This window comes from Mycolicibacterium brisbanense, assembly GCF_001570425.1.
GTDB classification, from domain to species: Bacteria; Actinomycetota; Actinomycetes; order Mycobacteriales; family Mycobacteriaceae; genus Mycobacterium; species Mycobacterium brisbanense.
The window spans coordinates 200,783-222,691 of sequence record NZ_BCSX01000040.1 but is presented as its reverse complement, the minus strand read 5'-3'; the positions used below and the strand labels follow the sequence as shown (position 1 = coordinate 222,691).

Below are 21,909 nucleotides of genomic sequence, written 5' to 3'. Positions count from 1 at the left end.
GGATATCCATGGCCCGCCGCAAGAACCAGGACGCAGCTCGGGACGCGATCATCGCCGCAACATTGGTGGCGATGCGTGATCGCGGCCTGGACGGGTTGCGGATCCGCGATATCGCCGAGATCGCCGGCGTCTCACCGGGGACGATTCACTACTACTTCACCGACTTCGCCGGCCTGCTCACCGAGGTCTACCAACGCGCCAGCGAGCGGTTCTACCACGACCGCATGCTGGCGGTCACCGAACTTTCCGACGCCCGACTGAAGCTGTCAGCCATGACTGGCTCAGGCATACCGTGGTCCTCGGACGATGCCCTGGTGACCGCCCTTTATCGCCTGGACTCCTACCTGGCCTTCCGCAAGACGCACTCGGCGCTGATTACCTCACTGTATGACAAGCAGGTGGCGCTCTATCTCGGTATCCTCGAAACCGGCCAAGCTCAAGGGCATTTCGCGCTGCGGGGCAATCCGCTGGATATCGCTCAGAATCTCGTGGCTCTCGAAGATGCCTACGGCCTGCACATCGTCACCGACAATCGCACACTGCCCCCGCAGCGCGCTGCGGCGCTGATTCACGCCTTCGCCGTCATGGCTACCGGGTGTCCGGACATCCCAGCGTGTACCCAGCCCCCCGAACCACCGGCCGGCGCCGGCAAACCGCCAACTGGCAAACCGATCAGAAGGAACCGCAAGTGACCACGAACAGCATCCGCGCCCGCGACCTCGGCATCGATCTGCGCGGAACTCCCGGTCCGCACAACGCCATCACCGATGTCACCGGACTCGAAGTCGGATACGCCACGCTCATCCGTGGCGAGGGCGCGTTGACGGTGGGCCAGGGGCCCGTGCGCACCGGCGTCACGGCCATTCTGCCGCGCGGTCGCGATGACGTCGGTAAACCCTGTGCAGCAGGGTATTTCAGCCTCAACGGCAATGGAGAGATGACCGGGTCGGCCTGGATCGACGAGGTCGGGGAGTTGTCGCTGCCCATCACCATTTCCAATACCCACGCCATCGGCGCATGCCATACCGGCGTCATCGAATGGATCAACGCCGTGCATCCTCTACTGGCCCGCCAGTGGTTGCTTCCGGTGTGCGCCGAGACCTGGGACGGCTATCTCAACGACATCAACGGCGGTCACGTCACCCCGGCGGTGGTGCGACAGGCACTCGACTCTGCCCACGGCGGGGCCATCGAAGAGGGTTCCGTGGGCGGCGGTACGGGCATGAATTGCTATGGCTTCAAAGGTGGTAACGGCACCTCATCGCGACTTGTCGCGTTCGGGGACACCACTTTCACCGTCGGAGTGTTCGTACAGGCCAACTTCGGGTCGCGCGACGAGCTGACGATCAGCGGCGCGTCGGTCGGGCAGCTTGTGGCGGTGGAGAACCCGATGGAGGACACGGACTGGCTTGAGCAGGACCTGCGCGCCCCAGCAGGCGCCGGATCGGTCATCGTCGTCGTGGCCACCGATGCCCCTCTGAGCCCCGGGCAGTGCAAGGGTTTGACCCGCCGGGTCCCGCTCGGCCTTGCGCGCACCGGAACAACGGGGAGCCTGTTCAGTGGCGATCTCTTCCTCGCGCTTTCGACCGCCGACAACGGCCCGTCGCGCACCGGGTTCCCCAGCGGCGCACCGTCCAGCGACGAGATCTACACCGCCCGGCACCTACCGTGGAACCGCATCGACCCCTTCTACGCGGCCACTGTCTACGCCGTCGAGGAAGCGGTGCTCAATGCACTCGTAGCCAACGAGACAATGATCGGACGCGACTCCCACCGATCACCGGCGCTGCCACACGACCAGGTCCGATCCCTACTCAAGAGCGTTCAACTGGTCAGATAGGCCCGCAACATGTCGGTGACCGCGGTGATCTGCGCGATCTCGACTCGCTCATCGACTTTGTGGGCCAGGTTCGGATCGCCCGGCCCGTAGTTGACCGCGGGAATGCCCAGCGCCGCGAAGCGGGCCACGTCGGTCCAGCCGTACTTGGCCCGCACCGCTCCCCCGGCGGCAGCCACCAGCGCCGCGGCGGCGGGCTTGGTCAGGCCGGGCAGTGCGCCCGCGGCCGCGTCTGTGAGCTCGATCGACACGTCGAGCCCGTCGAACACCTCATGCACATGTGCCAGGGCCTGTTCCACGCTGCGATCGGGGGCGAACCGGAAGTTGACGGTCACCGACGCGGCATCCGGGATCACGTTGCCTGCGACCCCGCCGTTGATGCGGACCGCCGAGAGGCCTTCGCGGTACACGCAGCCGTCGATGTCCACGCTGCGGGCCTGATAGGTGCTCAACCGGTCCAGCACGGCGCCGAGCTTGTGAATGGCGTTGTCCCCCAACCAGGATCGCGCAGAGTGCGCGCGCGTCCCGGTGGCGCTGACCACGACACGGATGGTGCCCTGGCAGCCGGCTTCGATGTAGCCGCCCGACGGTTCGCCGAGGATCGCGACGTCCGCGGCGAGCCATTCGGGCAGCTCGCGCTCGATGCGTCCGAGGCCATTGGCGCTCGACTCGATCTCCTCGCAGTCGTACATGACCAGCGTGATGTCGTGCGCAGGTTCGGCGATGGTGGCCGCGAGGTGCAGGAATACCGCGTCGCCCGACTTCATGTCGGAGGTGCCGCAGCCATACATGTCGCCGTCGACGACGCGGCTGGGCACGTTGTCCGCGGCGGGCACGGTGTCGATGTGGCCGGCCAGCATCACCCGAGACGGCAGACCCAGGTGGGTACGGGCCAATACGGCGTCACCGTTGCGAATGACCTCGAAGGACGGAGCCTGCGCGCGCAGCGCAGCCTCGATCTCGTCGGCGATGCGCTGCTCGTGACGGGACTCGCTGGGGATGTCCACCAGCGCCGCGGTCAATGTGATCGGATCGGCACGCAGGTCTAGCCCCATGAACGTCGAGGCTAGTCCAGTACCCTGTAGCTCCGTGACTGCCGCATCTGGCGTCGGCCTGGCCACCATTGCCGCCGACGGAACCGTCCTGGACACCTGGTTTCCTGCTCCCGAACTGGCCGGCTCCGGCGAGTCCGGCACGGTGCGGCTGACCGGCGACGATGTCCCCGCCGATTTCACAGGACTCACCGGTCCGGATGCCGATCGCGGCGTCGAGGTGGTGGCGGTGCGCACGACCATCGCCGACCTGGGCGACAAGCCCGTCGACACCCACGACGTGTGGCTGCGGCTGCACCTGCTCTCCCACCGGCTCACCAAACCGCACGAGGCCAACCTCGACGGCATCTTCGGCCTGCTGGCCAACGTGGTGTGGACGAACTTCGGGCCGTGCGCGGTCGAAGGCTTCGAAAGCGTGCGGGCCCGGTTGCGTCGTCGTGGCGCGGTAGCGGTCTACGGCGTGGACAAGTTCCCGCGCATGGTCGACTACGTGCTGCCCAAGGGCGTGCGCATCGCCGACGCCGACCGCGTCCGCCTCGGTGCGCACCTGGCCGAAGGCACCACGGTCATGCACGAGGGCTTCGTGAACTTCAACGCGGGCACGCTGGGCACCTCGATGGTCGAAGGCCGTATCTCGGCCGGCGTGGTGGTCGGCGACGGTTCCGACGTCGGCGGCGGCGCGTCCATCATGGGCACCCTCTCCGGCGGCGGCAAAGAGGTCATCTCGGTCGGCAAGCGTTGCCTGCTGGGCGCCAACGCCGGACTGGGCATCTCCCTGGGCGACGACTGCGTCATCGAGGCCGGTCTCTATGTCACGGGTGGCACGAAGGTCACTGCCGCCGACGGTCAGACCGTCAAGGCCAAGGAGCTCTCCGGCGCGAGCAACCTGCTGTTCCGGCGTAACTCACTGTCGGGCGCGGTCGAGGTCGTCAAGCGCGACGGCACCGGCATCACGCTCAATGAGGCACTGCACGCCAACTAGTTTCTCCATCGCCGAACCTGAGCTTGTGTGCCAAAACTCGCGGAAACATGACACACAAGTTCAGGTTTGGCGATTCGCCGTCCTTGACGCACTGACACCGCCCTAGCAAACCCTGGAATCAGCTGCGAAACTGCTGATCGTTTCCTGTGCAACCACGGCTAGACTGTGACGCGAGGGGGTTGTTGCGTTGGGCATTCTCAAAGATCTGTTCGACATCGGCAATGGCATCAGAAGCGGTATCGGCGACGTGCCGAGCCTGGTCAAGGATGTCCTAGAGCTGGACATGCACGGCGTCGCCACCGACGGCCGCAAGGTGATCGGGGACGCCAAGGACGTAGTAGGCGGACTTGCCGGCCTCGGTATCGACATCGTCCCGACTCCGCTCAAATTCCTGGGCGAACTTGGCAAATTGGCAGATTCACCGATCATAGCCGCAGCTCAACTAGTGATCGAAAGCGAAAAGAAGCTGACAGGGTCGGGCCGCCTCGAAGAAGGCAGCGAATATTGGGAGTCAGCGATCTACCTCCAAAAGGCACTGGAGACACTCCTCGGTGCGGAGTTAGAAGACGACGACAAAACGTGGGATGGGGCAGCAGCTAAGGCGTACAACACCGTCACGGTTGCGCATCGGAAGCACGTTTCTGCAGTCTCGGCTGCAGATCGAGAAATCGGCCGCGTATTGAAAACAGAAGCGGACCAGGTTCGGCAGACTCGTGAAGTTTTGGATTCGACGTCACAAGCTTTGTCCGACTACGGTCTCGCAACTCGGGCCCTACTTCTCATTCCCGGGGTGAATATCGCAAAATTGATTGCCGCCGATACGGCGGCAGCCACCGCGGCCCTCGGTACCACGTCAACCCAAATGGGGATCATGCTCAGCAACTCGTTGCAGAATGCGGCGGATATTCGGAGAGTTTCCGTTGGCTACGAAGAAGCCAAGAGCGACACATCGGGAAAGGCCGGTGGGTGCGGCCCGTTCGTAGATCCTCTGCAGGATCAGGCAGACCTGCCCTCCCACGCCAAAGCTGAATCGCCATACGAGCCGCGCAAGCGACCGCCGATTTACGGGCCGCCGGCAACCCCGCTACCTGTTGAATCCGAAGCGCCGCCAATCTATGACCTGCCTGCAGATCTACCGTTGCCACATATCACCCCACCGAGCCATCCACCCGCGGGCCTCCCCAAGTGATGTCCACTCGAGAGCTCTAAGGACGACCTATGTCGAATTTGGAACTGAACTTGGCTGTCTTGACCGAATTCCTGGACGAACTCGGAGCTAAACATCAGACGGCGGGCGACCTCATCGCGGGGGCGAATCGCAAAGCTGCGGACGTCGCGACCAAGATTGAAAGCTCCCATGGGTTGGTCTGTGCAGCCACGATCCAGGCATTGTCGAACGGTGAACCCCGACAGATCGCCGGAGAGACGTTGGCCAAAGTCGCGGCAGAGTTTCACGAGAAGCTGGGACGGGCCGCCACCAATTACAACAACGTCGACTACCGGGAAGGCAGGACAATCGGGGAGGCTGGCACGGCGTGTCAAGCGTGATGCCGCGACTGACGGGACGACGGACGTGACTGACGATTGGTCGCACTCAACAGACTCCTGGGATGACGATGACGATCCATTCGAATACGACGAAATTCCCGGTTCTAGTTCGATTGACGACAATTTTGAAGGCGATTGGATAGATGTCGCGGACGACAATCCAGAGTCGGCAGCCGGTGACAGCGACGATATGGTCGAAACGCTACTGGTGACTGCGGTCAGTCCAAGTGGCGCTGTCACGGCTACTGGCCTCATGGACGGCAGAGTGATTCAGGTGGCTTTGTCGACGCAGGTAACGAGTCTGACCGAGGCAGAACTCGCGGACGAGGTCGTCACAACCTGCGCTCTCACGAGTAGGCAGGCCGAGGCGGCGCAGCACTATCTCCTTGCGACTTGGATGCGAGAACTCGGACAAGATCCCGCGAGTACGCGCAGTTTCCTGGAACACACCATCGGGCTGCCAACCCCTGAGACCGTGATCAGCGAGAAGGCGCGGATGCTTGCCGACTACTATTCCGGCACCGAATAGAACGACCCCGGTATGACGAGGAGTCCTTACCGCCGCCCCATGCCGCGCTATGCGAGATGGGCAACGATCGGTTTGGTTGTGGCCGCGGTCGTTTCCGTAGCTGCCGCGATCATCGTCAGCGTGGTCATGACCAAACGGCTGATGAGCGACAGCGCCGGTCCAACGTTCCACCGAGGGGACTGGCAGCCACCAGAACAGACGGTGCTCGAATCGTCCATGCGAGCGCGCCCGGTCCCAGGCTGGCGCACAAGCGTTGAGGATCTGGGCCTTCCGGAGAACAGTATCTTCGGGCGAACCAACGAACCGCATGTCTGGTCTACGCCGCTCATTGGGACCGTAGGCGCGAAGGGCTATTTCCTCGCGAGAAGCCCCGACTCCCCAGACTCAGAACGACGGCTGGTCGGATTGGACGTCCACACCGGTAAACAACTATTTGCCCCAGTGAGGATCGATGCTGGCGCGGATTTCCTCGACTGCTTCGTGAACGGACCCGACTCCGTCCTATGCATCTCAGACGCCGTCCGCGAAGGCAATTTGGAGAGCGTCGCCTGGGCGATCGACACCCGCACCGGCGATGTCTTGTTCCACGGTCCGACCAAACTTCACGCGAACGCGAGCGACGGTCCCAGCGTCGAGCAGGTGGGTGCCTACGCAGTCGCACGAGTACCAGGCGAGGGCATTTACGGCATCGGTCCCCGTGCGGAAACCACGTGGTTTGTTCCTGGCGTCGGGATAGGGACCACAAGATGGACCTCCGATGCCACACCGCCAACGCTGGCAGCGGCAAAGGACTCGGTCAGAGGGTCAGATCGCATGACCGTGTTCTCGCTGATCGATGGCAAAGTGATCACGCCCAAGCTTGGCGATGGGCTACGCCCTCTCCAGGCCGTCGTTTATCCCGGAGGTTTCGCAGTCGAGGCCACCTCCGACATGAAGTTGTCGATACCGGACATCGTCGTGTTTTTCGACAATGCGGGCAATCGTGTTGGCCAGACCGACATTTGGGGAACGTTGACGACATTGTCGATGATCCTCCCGACCCTGGAAGCACCTGAATCTACGGTCTTCGGCGCCAACGGGGCAGGGCTCATCCAATTTCCGGATCAGCAACTGGGGCAGAACGCACGTGTGATCGGCCACCGCCTGTACGCGCCCGAGTCCACGTGGGAGGGGCCGGTGAAGGTGAGGCGGTGGAGGCAGTTCGACCTCACGACAGGCAAGGAAGGCAATGCGTGCCGGCCCAACATGACCGGTTATGTCGCCAATGACGGACGCGTCGGCGTATTCGAGACCGTCCGCTATGAGACCACCGGTGCAACAACATTCGCGATGGACCTGAACAGCTGCGAGAAGCTGTGGACCACACCGGTTAATCCCGATTCGTTTCACGAACTGTGGAGAATCGACAACACCCTCGTCGAGCTCTCCGACGACGGCAAAGAACTCCACTCACTGGTGGCACCCGGATAAACTCATATGCATGAGCAGCGATACGAATACCGAGTCCACGGGCTGCGGCAACCCGGACTGTACGTGTGAAAACTGCAACTGCGGGTCGGACTGCACCTGCGGTACCAAATAGCTCGATCCGCCCGAACACTCAGGTGCAGGGCACCCCGTGGGGACCGCCAACCCAGTGACCCGGCGGAGCGTTCCACGGGCATAGCTTCTTGACCTGCCCGGGCGGGGCCCAGTTGCCTCCGCCGTTCCAGTCAACCCATCCCGGCCCGGGTATCCACGGCAGGTCGGGACCCCAACCAGGGTCAGCCTGCGCCGAGGCAGCACCGAATCCGATGGGTCCAGCAGCGAGCGCGCCGGCCAGAATTACCGTCCCCGCAACTTTCTTCACATTCACCGGACGTCTCCTCCCGAGTCGTCACGCAACGTGTGTGTTTCCCACGATACGCCTGTGACCACACAGCGCCGGCTCGCCCAACGTGAACAAGATGGCGAACTTTCGCGAAAAGTTCGCCATCTTCTTCACGTTGGGTTTCACGTTGGGCGCGAGCTACGGAGTCACCCGCAGCATCACCACGCCGTGCCCCGGCACCTGTCGTTCGATGTCACCGGAGCCGGTGCTGTCGCTGTGCTGCCACAGATCTCGCACGGTCGCGTGGGTGTGGCCGCCAAAACCGATGGCGTCGAGCGTCGTTCGGATGGTCTGAGTCTCGGCCGACTGATTGAACAGTGCCACGGCCACCGCGCCGTCGGCGAGCCGTTTGATCACCACCCGCGCATCGCTACTGAGCGGGCGCCCCTGCACCATCAGCGGGTCCTGGTCGACGGCGATCACGTCCCGGTTGGTCAGGATGTCGCGGGTTTGCTCGGTCATGTCGCGAATGTCGTTGCCTGCCAACAAGGGTGCAGCCAGCATGGCCCAGAGCGAGAAGTGAGCGCGCTGCTCGGTGTCGGTCAGGTCGGCCCGCGGCGCACCCAGCACCATGGTCGGATGCCCGCTGGCGAACTGCTTCCAACCGATGCCGACGACGAGCATGTCGGGATCGTTGACGTGTTTCGAATTACTGCGCGCTGCAAGCGAACCCGCTTCGGCAAACGCCTGGACCACACCCGCCAGACCTTCCTGCCACAGCGCGGTATCGCCCCACGCCGGGACCAGGTCGACCGCGTCGCGCGTCACGTCGGCGATGTGCGACCAGTCATACTCCAGGCCTGCGACCGGATCACCCGAGCTATTCGGGTTGATGCTGTAGACGATGTGACGGCCGCTGTCGCGCAACGCATCCCGCATGGCGGTGAAATAGCGCACCTGGTCGTCGTGGTCGGCCTCGGCGCGGCACCAGTCGTACTTCAGGTAGTCGACGCCCCAATCGGCGAAGGTCTTGGCATCAGCCTGCTCGTGGCCTGCACCGCCGATCCGGGGATCCTGGCCACAGCCCTGGTTGAACGGACTGTGGTAGATCCCCAGCAGCATGCCGTGGTCGTGCGCGTATCGGGCCAGCGCGGCGATACCGTGCGGGAAGCGGTCGGGATCCGCCCGCAACGAGCCGTCATGGGCACGGGTGGGTGCAGCCCAGCCGGCGTCGAGGTTGACGTAGCGGTAGCCGGCGTCCCGCATTCCCGAGGACACCATCGCATCGATCGTCTCGTGCACGGTTCGCTCCGTCAGCGGGATTCCGGAGTTCCAGGAATTCCAGCCCAACGGCGGGAGCTGCGGCGGCGACGGCGACGGACTGGGTGTGCTGCAAGCGGCGAGCAGACCGGCGCATACCGCCAGGCAAGTCAGTCGGCGCATGCGGCCATGGTGGCATCGTCACCTGGCAACTACCCGAAAGTCCTCATTTCGCGGCAAGAATGCAGAATTCGTTACCCTCCGGGTCGGCCAGCACCACCCAGGTCTGCTCCCCCTGACCGATGTCGACGTGGCGCGCACCCAGGCCTATGAGCCGGTCAACTTCGGCCTGCTGATCATCGGGCGTGAAGTCGAGGTGCAGGCGGTTCTTGACCACCTTGGCGTCGGGCACCGCGAGGAACAGCCACAGCGGCCCTTGCCCGGACGGCGGTGTCAGCGCCACGTCGCCGTCGGAGTCGGTGTGATGCGGCCAGCCGAGCACCCGGCCCCACCACGCTGCCAGCGCCTTGGGGTCATGCGCGTCGATGCAGATCTCGGAGAATCTCAATGCCATTGCGCCAGTTCCTTCTTCAACACCTTCCCCATCGCGTTGCGCGGCAGGCGCTCCACCAGGTGTACCTCCCGAGGCCGCTTGTGCACCGAAAGCTCCTGTGCCACAAAGTCGATCAACGCCGCAGGCTCGGCGTCGCCGACGACGAATGCCACGATGCGCTGGCCGAGGTCGTCGTCGGGCACACCGACCACCGCGACCTCGGCGACGCCGGGGTGTCCCAGCAGCACGGTCTCGATTTCGCCCGCACCGATCCGGAAGCCTCCGGACTTGATCAGGTCGACCGATTCGCGACCCACGATGCGATGCATGCCGTCGGCGTCGATGACAGCCACGTCGCCGGTGCGGTACCACCCGTCGGCATCGAAAGCTGCTGCCGTGGCGTCGGGTCGGTTGAGGTAACCCTCGAACACCATCGGGCCCTTGATCTGCAACTGCCCGATGGTCTCGCCGTCCCGCGGCACCAGCGCACCGTTCTCGTCGACCAACCGGGTCTCCACACCCGCCAGCGGCAGACCGACCCAGCCGGGTCTGCGCTCGCCATCGACCGACGTGCTCAGCGTGATCAACGACTCGGTGCTGCCGTAGCGTTCGATCGGCGCGTGTCCGGTCAACCGCACCAACTCGTCGAACACCGGTACCGGCAAGGGTGCACTGCCCGACACCAGCAAGCGGGCCGACGACAGCGCCAGCGCGGCATCGAGGTCTTTGACCACCCGCGACCACACCGTCGGAACACCGAAATACAACGACCCGCCCGCCTCCGCGTACGCCGCCGGCGTCGGTTTTCCGGTGTGCACGAATCGGTTTCCGATGCGCAGGGATCCGAGCAGGCCCAACACCAGCCCGTGCACATGAAACAGCGGCAGGCCGTGCACCAGGGTGTCCGAAGCCGTCCAGTTCCACGCCGCGGCCAGCGCGTCGATGTCCGCGGCGATGGCTCGTCTGGTCATCGGCACGCCTTTGGGCGGCCCGGTGGTTCCGGAGGTGTACATGATGATGGCGGTCGATTCGGGTGCCGGTTCGGCGTACCGGTGCCACGATCGCGCATGCACGCGAACCGGGATATGCGGCAGCCCCTCGTTCTCCTCGGGCATCTCCCCCAGCCACGCCTGGGCTTCGGAGTCGGCGAGGATGTGGCGACGCTCGGCGGCACCGACATCGGCGGGCACGGGTACCACCGGGACACCCGCGATCAGGCAACCGGTGATCGCCAGCACAGTCGTGACGGTCGGCTTGGCCAGTACGGCGACCCGCCGGGCCGCCGCCACCCGTTCGGCCACCGAGGTGGCTGCCCCGATCACGTCACTACGGCTGAGTACCGCGCCGTCGATACGGACGGCGTCGTCGATGTCGGCACCGGCAGCAACCGCTGCGGGGTTCAATGAGGCCAGCAGCACGCCTGTGAGGCTACCCCGGCCCGCCGATTCCGATCGGCGATACTGGGCCGATGGGTGTCATCCGGCAATTGCAGTCACGTGAGGTGTATCGAAACAACTGGATGACGTTGCGGGAGGACACCATCCGTCGCCCGGACGGCACCGAGGGCATCTATTCGGTGATCGACAAGCCGACGTATGCACTGGTCATCGCGCGCGAGGAGGAGCGTTACCACCTCGTCGAGCAGTTCCGCTATCCGCTGGGCCTGCGCAGATGGGAGTTCCCGCAGGGCACCGCACCCGATCGGCTGCACCTCGATCCCGACGCGCTGGCGCACCGGGAACTGCGCGAGGAGACGGGGCTGCGGGCGACGAGCATGCGGCGGCTGGGCCAGCTCGACGTGGCCGCCGGAATGAGCAGCCAGCGCGGATGGGTGTACCTGGCCACCGGGCTGAGCGAAGGTGAGCACGAACGCGAACACGAAGAGCAGGACATGCACAGCGCCTGGTTCGAGCGCGCCGAGGTCGAGCGGATGATGCGCGAGGGCGAGATCACCGACGCCCAGTCGATCGCGGCCTGGGCGTTGCTCCTGCTCAACGAGCGCCCGACGGGTTAGCGTTGGCGCCACGATGAGGCGACCCGTCGCGCTCGGCATGTTGATCGTCGCGGCCCTGACCGCCGCGCCGGCGTCGCATGCCGCCGGTCAGGTGTGGAACGGCCGGTACTCGTTGGTCCGATACGCCGCCCAGAAGACGGGCACGAGCCTGGCCGCCCGGCAGTCCGAGCCGACGTTCAGCGATGTGTATACGTTCTCCACCGATTGTTCTTCGGGGACCTGCATCTCCACCGTGATCGACGGCCCCACCCCGAAGAACCCCACGCTGCCGCTGCCGCCCCGCTACACCTGGGACGGCACCCGTTGGGTGCATATCTACGATTGGCAGTGGGATTGCTATATGGGAGAAGGGGTTCCGAAAGTGTGGGCGCCGGCCCGGTCTTGGGCGTATTACGCACCCCAAGGCGACGGAACCTTGCGGGGCACCTGGCTCACCCAGATCGTGGGTGGTCCGTGCGGTGGCACCGTGCAGATGGATGTGGCGGCGTTCCCGGCCTGAGCCGCTGCCGCCCAGCGTGCGTGAAGTGCTGACTTTTCCAGGCGTGTCGGGCAACAGACACGCACGCTCGCGGTGCAAGGTGCCGCACTGCAGGGTGCCGCGGCTACCGACGCTCGGCCAGCGCCCGCAGGAAGAACCCGAAGTTGGCCGGGCGTTCGGCGAGTCTGCGCACGAAGTAGCCGTACCATTCGTTGCCGAACGGGACGTACACCCGGACGTGGTTGCCCGCGTCGGCCAGCCTGCGCTGTTCGGCGTCCCGGATGCCGTACAGCATCTGGTACTCGAATCCGTTTACGTCCCTGCCGAATTCGCGAGCCAAAGTTGGCACGGCTTCGATGATCTCCGGATCGTGTGAGGCGACCATCGGGTATCCCGATCCGGCCATGAGGATCCGCAGGCAGTTCAGGTAGGCTCGGGTGACGTCCGCGGCGTCGCGGTAGGCCACCGTGGCGGGCTCGTCATAGGCGCCCTTGCACAACCGAATCCGCGCGCCGGCTTCGGCGAACTCGCGGCAGTCGTCTTCGGTCCGGTGCAGGTATGCCTGCAAAACCGTGCCCAGCCAATCGAATTCGGTACGCAGATCACGCACGATCGACAGGGTGGAATCGGTCGTGGTGTGGTCCTCGGCATCGACGGTCACCCAGGCGCCGACGTCACGGGCCTTGGTGCAGATCGTGTGCGCGTTTTCCAGCGCGATCTTCTCGCCATCGCGCGGCAGCGCCTGGCCCAGCGCGGACAGCTTGAGCGACACCTCCAGCGGCCGCACCGGTGATGCGGCCTCGTCGCGCTCGCCGAGCAGGTCCAGCAGCGCCAAGTACGCCTTGACGGTCTGTTCGGCGTCCTCGATGCGGGTGGTGTCCTCGCCCAGGTAGTCGATGGTGACCATACGGCCCGAAGCCCGCAGGGCCGCAACGGCATCCACAGCGTCGGGAATGGTGTCGCCCGCGACGAACCGGTCGACGACACTGCGGGTCACCGGCAGTCGCTCGGCGGTCCGCCGCAGTCGCGCAGAGCGCGCGGCAGCCAGGATCGCCGGCCGGGCGGCCCGCTGGAACGCGGACTCCAAGGCACCTCGCGTACTCGCCATGTCAGGCCTCCATGTGGGGGTAGGTGTGGTTGGTGGGCGGCACGAAGGTCTCCTTGATGGAGCGAGCCGAGGTCCAGCGCAAGAGGTTCAGGGCAGAGCCCGCCTTGTCGTTGGTGCCCGACGCCCTGGCCCCGCCGAACGGCTGCTGGCCGACCACGGCGCCGGTGGGCTTGTCGTTGATGTAGAAGTTGCCTGCGGCGTTGCGCAACCGGTCCTGCGCGGTGACCACCGCGGCACGATCGTCGGCGATGACCGCACCGGTCAGCGCGTAGCGCGATCCGGAGTCGACGACACCGAGGACCCGCTCGTAGTCGTTGTCCGGGTAGACGTGCACCGACAGGATCGGGCCGAAGTATTCGGTGGAGAACGATTCATCGGTCGGATCGTCGGACAGCAGCACGGTCGGACGCACGAAATAGCCTTCGCTGTCGTCGTATTCACCACCGGCGGCGACGGTCACCCCGGCGGCGCTCTTGGCGCGTTCGATCGCCTTGACGTTCTTGGCGAATGACCGGCTGTCGATGACCGCACCGCCGTAGTTGCTCAAATCGGTGACGTCGCCGTAGGTCAGGGCTTCGGTGGCCGACAGGAAGTCGTCGCCCATCTGCTGCCACACCGACCGCGGGATGAACGCCCGCGACGCGGCCGAGCACTTCTGCCCCTGGAAGTCGAAGGCCCCGCGGATCAGCGCCGTGCGTAGCACATCCGGGCGTGCCGAGGTGTGGGCGACGACGAAGTCCTTGCCGCCGGTCTCACCGACCAGCCTCGGATAGGTGTTATAGCGGTCGATGTTGGTGCCGACCTCGCGCCACAGGTGCTGGAACGTGGCCGTCGAGCCGGTGAAGTGGATACCCGCCAGCCGCGGATCGGCAAGAGCGACATCGGAAACCGCGATGCCGTCGCCGTTGACCAGGTTGATGACGCCGGGCGGCAGGCCAGCGGCTTCCAGCAGCTGCATCGTCAGGTACGCGGCGAAGGCCTGGGTGGGCGACGGCTTCCACACCACGGTGTTGCCCATCAGGGCCGGCGCGGTCGGCAGGTTGCCCGCGATCGCGGTGAAGTTGAAGGGGGTGATGGCGTAGACAAAGCCTTCGAGCGGCCGGTGGTCGGTACGGTTCCACACGCCGGGGCTGCTGATCGGCTGCTCGGCGAGGATCTGACGGGCGAACTCCACGTTGAAGCGCCAGAAGTCGATCAGCTCGCAGGGCGCGTCGATCTCGGCCTGGTAGGCGGTCTTCGACTGACCCAGCATGGTCGCGGCGGCGATCTTCTCCCGCCACGGGCCCGACAGCAGGTCGGCGGCACGCAGGAACACCGCTGCGCGCTCGTCGAACGGCAATGCCGCCCAGTCGTTCTTGGCAGCCAGAGCGGCGTCGATCGCCGCCGTGGCGTCCTCATGCTCGGCGTTGGTGAAGGTGCCGAGACGGGAGGCGTGGCGGTGCGGCTGCACCACGTCGACGCGCGCGCCGTTGCCCATGCGATGGGTGCCGCCGATGACGTGCGGCAGGTCGATCGGGGCGTCGGCGAGGCCGGAGAATTCGGCGAGGGCGGCGGTCAGCCGGGTGCGTTCACCCGAGCCGGGGGCGTAGTCGTGGACCGGTTCGTTGGCTGGCAGCGGCACGTTGGTGATGGCATCCATAGGCTTAAGAATCCCCGACGTGACCCACGCAACTGTTGTCCGATCCGACAACACTTTGGCCGACGACCAGTACGATCGGACAACATGGCGACAAGCGGTGTCAGCCTCGGTCAACTGCTGCTGGCCCTGGACGCGACGCTGGTCCAGCTGGTGCAGGCCCCACGCGGGCTCGACCTCCCGGTGGCATCGGCGGCACTCATCGATTCCGACGACGTACGGCTGGGCCTGGCCCCGTCGGCAGGGTCGGCCGACGTGTTCTTCCTGCTGGGGATTCCCGACGCCGACGCCCGACAGTGGGTGGATCAACAGATCGCCCGGCGCCCACCGACCGCGATCTTCATCAAGGAGCCGTCAGCGGCCGTGGTCGCCCGCGCCACCTCGGCAGGCACCGCCGTCGTCGCCGTCGACCCGCGAGCCCGGTGGGAACGGCTGTACCGACTGGTCAACCACGTCTTCGAGCATCACGGCGACCGCGAGTCAGAAGACTCCGGCACGGACCTCTTCAGCCTCGCGCAGTCCATCGCCGACCGCACCCACGGGATGGTCAGCATCGAAGACGCGCAATCGCACGTGCTGGCCTACTCGGCGTCCAACGACGAGGCCGACGATCTGCGCCGGCTGTCGATCCTGGGCCGGGCCGGCCCGTCGGAGCACCTCGCCTGGATCGCGCAGTGGGGCATCTTCGATGCGATCCGCGCGAAACCGGATGTCGTGCATGTCGCCGAGCGGCCAGAGCTCGGGCTGCAGCCGCGTTCGGCCATCGGGATCTTCCAGCCGTCTCCCGACGAGCGCCGGGCCCCGGCGTTCGCCGGGACGATCTGGGTGCAGCAGGGCAGTCGGCCCCTGGCCGACGACGCCGACGACGTGCTGCGCGGCGCAGCGGTGCTGGCGGCCCGCATCATGACCCGGCTGGCGGCGACCCCGTCGACGCACATGGTGCGCGTGCAGGAGCTGCTGGGCCTGCGCCCCGGTGACGGTCCGCCCGACATCGACCTCATCGCGCGCGAGCTCGGTATCGCGGTCGACGGGCGCGCCGCCCTGATCGGATTCGACGGCAGCATCCCGGGATCGCGGCTCTCGGACATTCTCTCGTTGAGCGCCAGCGCTTTTCGCCAAGATGCTCAAGTGGCGTCGGCGCGTACCCGCGTCTACGTGCTGTTCCCCAGCACCGGAAAACCCGCCGCGGTGACCTCCTGGATCCGCGGCACGGTGGCGGCGCTGCGCACCGAGCTGGGCCTGGAGCTGCACGCCGTCATCGCCACACCCGTCAACGGGCTGGCCGGCGCCGCGGCCGCCCGTCTCGAAGTGGATCGGGTGCTCGACAGCGCCGAACGCCATCCGGGAGCCCTGGGACAGGTGACGTCACTTGCCGAGGCCCGCACCACTGTGCTGCTGGACGAGATCGTCACGGCCATCGCCGCCGACGAGCGGCTGATCGACCCGCGCGTGCGGGCGTTGCGGGACAACGATCCCGTCCTCGCCGACACGCTGCGGGCCTATCTCGACAGCTTCGGTGATGTCGCGACCGCGGCGCAGTGGCTGCACGTCCATCCCAACACGGTGCGCTACCGGGTGCGCCGCATCGAGCAGCTACTGGCCACCGCGCTCACCGATCCCGATGTGCGGCTGCTACTTTCGCTCAGCCTGCGAGCCACGCAACCATGACACAGCCGTGAGCGGTCAGCGGAACGCCGACTGCCCCGTCAGTGCGCGGCCGATGGAGAGCATGTGCATCTCGCTGGTGCCCTCGTAGGTGAGGACCGACTCGAGGTTGTTGGCGTGGCGCAGCGGCGAGTACTCCAGCGTGATGCCGCTGGCGCCCATGATGGTGCGGGATTCGCGCGCGATGGCCAGCGCCTCCCGGACGTTGTTGAGCTTGCCGAGGCTGATCTGGTCGGGCGTCACCCCGGAGGTGTCCTTGAGCCGCCCCAGTTGCAGCGCGAGCAGCATGCCCTTGCCGAGCTCCAAGGTCATGTCCGCCAGCTTCTCTTGGGTCAACTGGTAGCTGGAGAGCGGGCGGTCGAAAACCTCACGCGAACCGGCGTAATCGATGGCGGCCTCGAGGCTGTCGCGGGCCGCGCCCAGCGCGCCGAACACGATGCCGAACCGGGCCTCGTTCAGGCAGGACAGCGGGCCACGCAGGCCGACGGCCTCGGGCAGCTGAGCCGACGCCGGCAGGCGGACGTTGTCGAGCACCAGCTCCGAGGTGACCGACGCACGCAGCGACAGCTTCTTGTGGATGACGTTCGCGCTGAAGCCGGGGGTGTCGGTGGGTACCACGAAGCCACGGATGCCTTCGTCGGTCTGTGCCCACACGGTGGCGACGTCGGCGAGGTTGCCGTTGGTGATCCACATCTTGGTGCCGGACAGGATCCAGTCGGAGCCGTCGCGGCGTGCAGTGGTGCGCATGCCACCGGGATTGGAGCCGAAGTCGGCCTCGGTCAGGCCGAAGCAGCCGATGGCGTCGCCGGAGGCCAGCCGTGGCAGCCATTCCTGCTTCTGCTCCTCCGATCCCCACCGGTGGATCGAGAACATCGACAGGGAGCCCTGCACCGAGACGAAGCTGCGCAGACCGCTGTCGCCGGCCTCGAGCTCCATGCACGCCAGGCCGTAGCTCACGGCGTTGGTGCCCGCGCAGCCGTACCCCTGCAGGTGCATACCGAGCAGACCGAGGTCGCCGAACTCCTTGGCGAGTTCACGGCCGGGCAGTTCGCCCTTCTCGAACCATTCGGCGAGGTTGGGGCGCAGCCGGGTGTCGACGAACCGGCGCACGGTGGCAGCAATGTCACGTTCGTCGTCATCGAGCAGGTTGTCGATGCCGAACATCTCCAGCGGCCGCAGGTTCGTGGACGCAGCCGGGGTGGTCGTCGTGGTCATGGCACAAACTCTACGAGCCGAAACTTGCGGCGAGATATGTCAGTAATGTCTAGCCCCTTCGGATAGGGTCGACATTTTGTATAGTCGCAGCGCGGAGAGGGAACGCCACGATGGCGATGACGGTACGCCGGCTGATCGGTGTCAACGATCTGGCGTTGTCGCTGGTCGCCGGGCGGGACGGGATCGACCGCGTGATCACCTGGGCGCACGCGATCGAACTGACCGATCCCAGCCCCTGGCTCTCGGGGGGCGAGCTGGTGATGACGACGGGCCTGCACCTGCCAGAGTCAGCTGACGAGCAACGCAACTATGTGCGCCGCATCGTCGAATCCGGCAGTGCCGCATTGGCTTTCGATACCGGAGTGCGCTTCCGCAGGGTGCCCGACGCGGTGTGTGCGGCCGCCGACGAATACGGCATCCCGGTGCTGGCCGTATCGCCCAGCACGCCGTTCATCGCGATCTCCCGAGCCGTGATCGACGAGATCACCGCCGACCAGGTACGCCTCGTACAGAAGGTCGTGCAAGGCCAGGAAAACCTGGCACGGGTGACCATGCGGGGAGGCATCCCCGCGCTGGTGGACACTCTCGCGTCCGCGCTGGACTGCGCGGTGTGCGTAATGGACCGCTCCCGCGTCGTGCTGGCCGAAGCCGGGGTCGACACCGTCGGTGTCGTCGAACGCGTGCAGGAGCAACTGGACAAGGATCAGAAGCGGCGACGCGGGGTGAGCCGCGTGGTGGTCGACGACCGGGGCAGCCTGACCATCCAGCAGATTCCCGGGGCCGACGAGAAGCAGGGCTACCTGGCGGTGTCGTCGGCCGATCCACTCGATGCCGGCGAGCGCCTGCTGGTCGGTCACGCACTGGCCCTGCTGTCCATCGAACTCGCCAAGCCCGCACGGGTGATCGACGCCGAACAACGCCTGCGCACCGGGGTCACGCAAGCACTGCTGGACAGCTCGCTCGAAGTGGATCCGGCGTTGCTGCGCTATTTCGGATTCGCGCCCGACGACTCCGTGGTGGTGGCGGTGTTCACCGACATCGGCCCCGCCCTGCCTGCCGAACATCAACTGGCAGCCGCGCTGGATCCTCAGCCGTATCTGATGTCCGGCGTCCGCAACGGCGAGGGGCTGGCGGTGGTCGTCCACGCCGACGGCGCCGGCGCCGAACTCGACCGCGTCTATCACAGGGCCCGGGCCGGCCTCCGTCGCGCCATCAACGGCGGGCTCGGCGAACCGGCACCCATTGCCAACGCCGGACTGAGCCTGCAGCAAGCGCTTTCAGCGGTCCGGGTGGCCGAGGCCAACGGGCATCGGTTGGTCGGGTTCGACGAACTGGGCACGTTCAGTCTGCTGCTGAGCACCCAGCCTGACACGGTGCTGCGGTCGATCGCCAACCGCTGGCTCGGTGCGCTGGAAGACTACGACGCCGAGACCGGTGCCAAACTGGTGGAGTCCCTGGAGTCGTTCCTGCACCACAATGGGCACTGGGAGGCCGCAGCGGCCGAACTGGGCGTCCACCGCCACACCCTGCGGGGCCGGATGGTCCGGGTGGCCGAACTCACCGGCCGCGACCTGGATTCCGCGCACACCCGCTCGGAGATGTGGATCGCGCTCAAGGCCAGAGAGCTGCTGGCTCAGGACGTGCCTAAACGCCCGCCGCGGCCCTAACCACCCAATTTCGGTGGTGCACTGCGGTATTGCGGTGGGGTGACCGACATGCGGATCGGGTTGGCCACCTGCGGCACCGAAGTGCCCGGCACATCGACGACGGCGTCGAGTTCGAGACGCTTGGCCAGATCGAAGGCCTGGGCGATGTCGTTGATCGGGCCAACCGGAACACCCGCCTCGGTCAGCACGGAGAACCACTCGTCGCAGCCGCGGGTGACGAGCCGTTCGGTCAGTGCTGCGACGAGCGCATCCCGGTTACGCACCCGAGACGTGTTGTCGGCGTAGTCTTCCGAATCGGCCAGCGATTCACAGCCCAGCGCCCTGCACAGGGCGCGAAACTGCTTGTCGTTGCCGACGGCCAACACCAATGGCCGGTCTGCGGTCGAAAACACCTGGTAGGGCGCGATACTGGGATGCCGGTTGCCCATGATCCCGGGAACCACCCCTGCGCCGAGGTATCCCGACGCCTGGTTCACCAGCGACGACAGCAAGGTCGAGAGCAGGTTGGTCTCCACCTTCTGGCCCTGCCCGGTGGCAGTGCGGTGGTGCAGCGCAGCGAGAATACCTGTGGCGGCGTGCAATCCGGCCAGCACGTCGACCAAAGCCACACCCACCTTGGTGGGTTCGCCGGGATGCGGCCCGGTGACGCTCATCAACCCGCCGACAGCCTGCACCAATAGGTCGTAGCCCGGCAGGTCGGCACCCTGACCGGAACCGAAACCCGTGATGGAGCAGTAAATCAGGCCCGGCCGATGCTCGATGAGGTCGTCATAGCCCAACCCAAGACGTTCCATGGTGCCGGTGCGGAAGTTCTCGACCACGATATCGGCGCCACGCACGATCTCGCGAGCCCGCTCGACGCCTTCCGGGGTCTGCAGGTCCAGGACGACAGATCGCTTGTTGCGGTTGACCGAGTTGAAGTACGTCGCCTGCCCGTCGGCGTCAAACGGCGGCCCCCAGCTTCGGGTGTCGTCACCGGAACCCGGCCGCTCGATCTTGATGACGTCGGCGCCGAGATCGGCCAGCATCATCGTCGCGTAGGGCCCGGCCAGTACCCGGCTGAAATCCGCGACGACGACGCCATCGAGCGCTCCGGCCATCACCGGCCCCCACGCAGGTACACCGTGGTGGTGTGGGTGAAGAACTCCCGGGCCGCCTCGCCCTGCTCCTTCGGGCCGTAACCGCTGCGCTTTGCGCCGCCGAACGGCACGTGCGGGTCCGCCCCTGCCGACTCCGAGTTGACATGCAGCACACCAACATCGAGATCGTCGACGGCAGCGAGGGCGCGGCCCAGATCGGTCGTGAACACAGCGGCGGACAGTCCGTAGTCACCGCTGTTGGCGAGCGCGAAGGCCTGTTCGGTGCTCGACGCGCGCAGGACTGACAGCACCGGGCCGAACAGTTCCTCCGACCACAGCGGCGCCTGCACCGATGGCAGCTGCAAGACCGTGGGTGTGACGAAGTAGCCGTCGCGAGAACCGGATTGGTGATCCTCCGCGGAGGCGATCACGCGGGCACCGTCGGAGACCGCATCGTCGCTGCGTTGCTTGATGTAGCGGCAGGCGGATTCGTTGACCACCGGACCCACTGCGACCGACGCCTGCATCGGATCGCCGACCTCAAGACCCTTGACCCGGATGGCCAGCTCCGCCAGGAAGTCGTCGGCCACGGCGTCGGCGACGATGAGACGTGATGTGGCCGTGCACTTCTGTCCTGATGAGCGGAAGGCGCCCAGCATCACCTGCTCGGCGGCGAGGTCCAGATCGGCATCCTCCAGGACGACCGCGGCGTTCTTGCCACCCATCTCAGCCTGTACCGGAACCCCTCGAGCGGCCGCGGTGGCGGCGATGCCCCGCCCCACTGCGGTCGATCCGGTAAAGCTGATGGCATCCACGCCCGGGTGCTCGGCCAGAGCCGAAGCGACAGCGCCGCCGGCGATCACCAGGTTGAGCACCCCGGGCGGCAGGCCCGCCTCGACCAGCGCCTCGGTCAACCGCATCGCCAGGACAGGCACCACGCTGGCGGGCTTGAACACCACGGTGTTGCCGTATACCAGGGCCGGCGCGATCTTCCATGCCGGGATCGCGATCGGGAAGTTGAACGGCGTGACGATGGCGACGACACCGATTGGCTTGCGCGTCACCAGAATCTGCTCGCCGGTCCGCGGCGACGAGTACACGGTTCCGGCTTCGCGGTCGGCGGCACCACCGTAGTACCGCAGGATCTGCGCGGCCCGGCGCACCTCACCGATGCCCTCCGCGAGCGTCTTGCCCTCCTCGCGGGTCAGCTCGGCGCCCCACTCTTCGGCGGACCGGTCGACCAGATCGGCCGCGCGTGACAGTACGGCCGCGCGGGCGTGCATGGGTTCGCGCGCCCATCGCGATGCCGCGTCACTCGCGGCACGCACGGCCCGGTCCAGCTGGTCGTGGTCGGCGAGCGTGCCGGTGGCCACCGTCTGCTCGGGGAATGCCGGATTGTTGTCGACCAATTGCGCAGCAGCGCCGTCGGTCCATGCGCCGTCGATGTGGTTCAGCAGCTGTATCACGTCGATAGTC

20 protein-coding genes are annotated in these 21,909 nt (G+C 66.2%); 11 read left to right on the top strand and 9 right to left on the bottom strand.

Annotated features, from left to right (window positions below; all coding sequences use genetic code 11):
• Positions 1–8 precede the first annotated feature (8 nt).
• Both RMCB_RS23655 and RMCB_RS23650 read left to right on the top strand, forming a co-directional pair.
• Positions 9–692: a TetR/AcrR family transcriptional regulator gene (locus RMCB_RS23655; protein ID WP_029366551.1), complete on the top strand. Its 684-nt coding sequence runs from the start codon at positions 9–11 to the stop codon at positions 690–692.
• Positions 689–1,840 (top strand): DmpA family aminopeptidase, encoded by a 1,152-nt coding sequence (locus RMCB_RS23650; protein WP_062830712.1) that lies wholly within the window; start codon positions 689–691, stop codon positions 1,838–1,840. Before RMCB_RS23655 ends, RMCB_RS23650 begins: the two co-directional genes overlap by 4 nt.
• On the opposite strand, the gene dapE is transcribed toward RMCB_RS23650, so the two are convergent.
• Complete coding sequence (gene dapE, locus RMCB_RS23645) at positions 1,825–2,892, bottom strand: succinyl-diaminopimelate desuccinylase (RefSeq protein ID WP_062830711.1); 1,068 nt, start codon at positions 2,890–2,892, stop codon at positions 1,825–1,827. The two genes, RMCB_RS23650 and dapE, sit on opposite strands and share 16 nt — an antisense overlap.
• A gap of 34 nt (positions 2,893–2,926) precedes the next feature.
• On the opposite strand from dapE, the gene dapD reads away from it, so the two are divergent.
• The 5 genes from dapD (at position 2,927) to RMCB_RS23620 (ending at position 7,418) form a co-directional block, all read left to right on the top strand.
• A complete protein-coding gene (dapD, locus tag RMCB_RS23640) occupies positions 2,927–3,871 on the top strand; it encodes a 2,3,4,5-tetrahydropyridine-2,6-dicarboxylate N-succinyltransferase (RefSeq protein ID WP_062830710.1) in 945 nt (314 codons plus the stop codon).
• A gap of 187 nt (positions 3,872–4,058) precedes the next feature.
• Positions 4,059–5,060: an EspA/EspE family type VII secretion system effector gene (locus RMCB_RS23635; protein ID WP_062830709.1), complete on the top strand. Its 1,002-nt coding sequence runs from the start codon at positions 4,059–4,061 to the stop codon at positions 5,058–5,060.
• Between the two features lie 29 nt (positions 5,061–5,089).
• Positions 5,090–5,419 carry a type VII secretion target gene (locus RMCB_RS23630; RefSeq protein WP_062830708.1) on the top strand — a complete coding sequence of 110 codons (330 nt, stop codon included), beginning with the start codon at positions 5,090–5,092 and terminating at the stop codon, positions 5,417–5,419.
• Positions 5,420–5,444: 25 nt separating this feature from the next.
• Complete coding sequence (locus RMCB_RS23625; protein ID WP_062830707.1) at positions 5,445–5,948, top strand: hypothetical protein; 504 nt, start codon at positions 5,445–5,447, stop codon at positions 5,946–5,948.
• Positions 5,949–5,987: 39 nt separating this feature from the next.
• A complete protein-coding gene (locus RMCB_RS23620) occupies positions 5,988–7,418 on the top strand; it encodes a 9-bladed beta-propeller domain-containing protein (RefSeq protein WP_131805568.1) in 1,431 nt (476 codons plus the stop codon).
• Between the two features lie 538 nt (positions 7,419–7,956).
• On the opposite strand, the gene RMCB_RS23610 is transcribed toward RMCB_RS23620, so the two are convergent.
• Genes RMCB_RS23610 through RMCB_RS23600 form a run of 3 tightly spaced genes read right to left on the bottom strand, consistent with a single transcriptional unit; the run spans position 7,957 to position 10,989 of the window.
• The gene (locus tag RMCB_RS23610) at positions 7,957–9,201 is read right to left on the bottom strand and encodes a glycoside hydrolase family 27 protein (RefSeq protein WP_062830705.1); all 1,245 of its coding nucleotides are present in this window, start codon (positions 9,199–9,201) and stop codon (positions 7,957–7,959) included.
• Positions 9,202–9,244: 43 nt separating this feature from the next.
• On the bottom strand, positions 9,245–9,592 hold the full coding sequence (locus RMCB_RS23605) for a VOC family protein (protein WP_062830704.1): 348 nt from the start codon (positions 9,590–9,592) through the stop codon (positions 9,245–9,247).
• The gene (locus RMCB_RS23600) at positions 9,583–10,989 is read right to left on the bottom strand and encodes an acyl-CoA synthetase (RefSeq protein WP_062830703.1); all 1,407 of its coding nucleotides are present in this window, start codon (positions 10,987–10,989) and stop codon (positions 9,583–9,585) included. The genes RMCB_RS23605 and RMCB_RS23600 overlap by 10 nt, the downstream gene beginning before the upstream one ends.
• Positions 10,990–11,039: 50 nt before the next feature.
• Between RMCB_RS23600 and RMCB_RS23595 the strand changes: the two genes are divergently transcribed.
• Both RMCB_RS23595 and RMCB_RS23590 read left to right on the top strand, forming a co-directional pair.
• Positions 11,040–11,585 carry an NUDIX domain-containing protein gene (locus tag RMCB_RS23595; RefSeq protein ID WP_029366537.1) on the top strand — a complete coding sequence of 182 codons (546 nt, stop codon included), beginning with the start codon at positions 11,040–11,042 and terminating at the stop codon, positions 11,583–11,585.
• Positions 11,586–11,598: 13 nt separating this feature from the next.
• Entirely contained in the window at positions 11,599–12,084 is a 486-nt protein-coding gene (locus RMCB_RS23590; protein ID WP_407662140.1) for an Rv2253 family sensor-like surface protein, read from the top strand.
• 103 nt (positions 12,085–12,187) lie between these two features.
• Here RMCB_RS23590 and RMCB_RS23585 read toward each other — a convergent pair whose 3' ends face one another.
• A complete protein-coding gene (locus RMCB_RS23585; RefSeq protein ID WP_062830702.1) occupies positions 12,188–13,171 on the bottom strand; it encodes a proline dehydrogenase family protein in 984 nt (327 codons plus the stop codon).
• 1 nt (position 13,172) lies between these two features.
• Positions 13,173–14,810: an L-glutamate gamma-semialdehyde dehydrogenase gene (gene pruA / locus RMCB_RS23580; RefSeq protein WP_062830701.1), complete on the bottom strand. Its 1,638-nt coding sequence runs from the start codon at positions 14,808–14,810 to the stop codon at positions 13,173–13,175.
• Between the two features lie 84 nt (positions 14,811–14,894).
• On the opposite strand from pruA, the gene RMCB_RS23575 reads away from it, so the two are divergent.
• Positions 14,895–16,475 (top strand): PucR family transcriptional regulator, encoded by a 1,581-nt coding sequence (locus RMCB_RS23575; RefSeq protein WP_029366530.1) that lies wholly within the window; start codon positions 14,895–14,897, stop codon positions 16,473–16,475.
• A gap of 15 nt (positions 16,476–16,490) precedes the next feature.
• Here the strand turns inward: RMCB_RS23575 and RMCB_RS23570 are convergent, their stop codons facing one another.
• The gene (locus tag RMCB_RS23570) at positions 16,491–17,687 is read right to left on the bottom strand and encodes an acyl-CoA dehydrogenase family protein (RefSeq protein WP_062830700.1); all 1,197 of its coding nucleotides are present in this window, start codon (positions 17,685–17,687) and stop codon (positions 16,491–16,493) included.
• A gap of 110 nt (positions 17,688–17,797) precedes the next feature.
• Between RMCB_RS23570 and RMCB_RS23565 the strand changes: the two genes are divergently transcribed.
• Complete coding sequence (locus RMCB_RS23565; RefSeq protein WP_062830699.1) at positions 17,798–19,354, top strand: PucR family transcriptional regulator; 1,557 nt, start codon at positions 17,798–17,800, stop codon at positions 19,352–19,354.
• Here the strand turns inward: RMCB_RS23565 and RMCB_RS23560 are convergent.
• Complete coding sequence (locus RMCB_RS23560) at positions 19,351–20,457, bottom strand: CaiB/BaiF CoA transferase family protein (protein WP_062830698.1); 1,107 nt, start codon at positions 20,455–20,457, stop codon at positions 19,351–19,353. The two genes, RMCB_RS23565 and RMCB_RS23560, sit on opposite strands and share 4 nt — an antisense overlap.
• Positions 20,454–21,899, bottom strand: a complete 1,446-nt coding sequence (locus tag RMCB_RS23555; protein ID WP_201028340.1) for an aldehyde dehydrogenase family protein — start codon at positions 21,897–21,899, stop codon at positions 20,454–20,456. The genes RMCB_RS23560 and RMCB_RS23555 overlap by 4 nt, the downstream gene beginning before the upstream one ends.
• Positions 21,900–21,909: the final 10 nt, after the last annotated feature.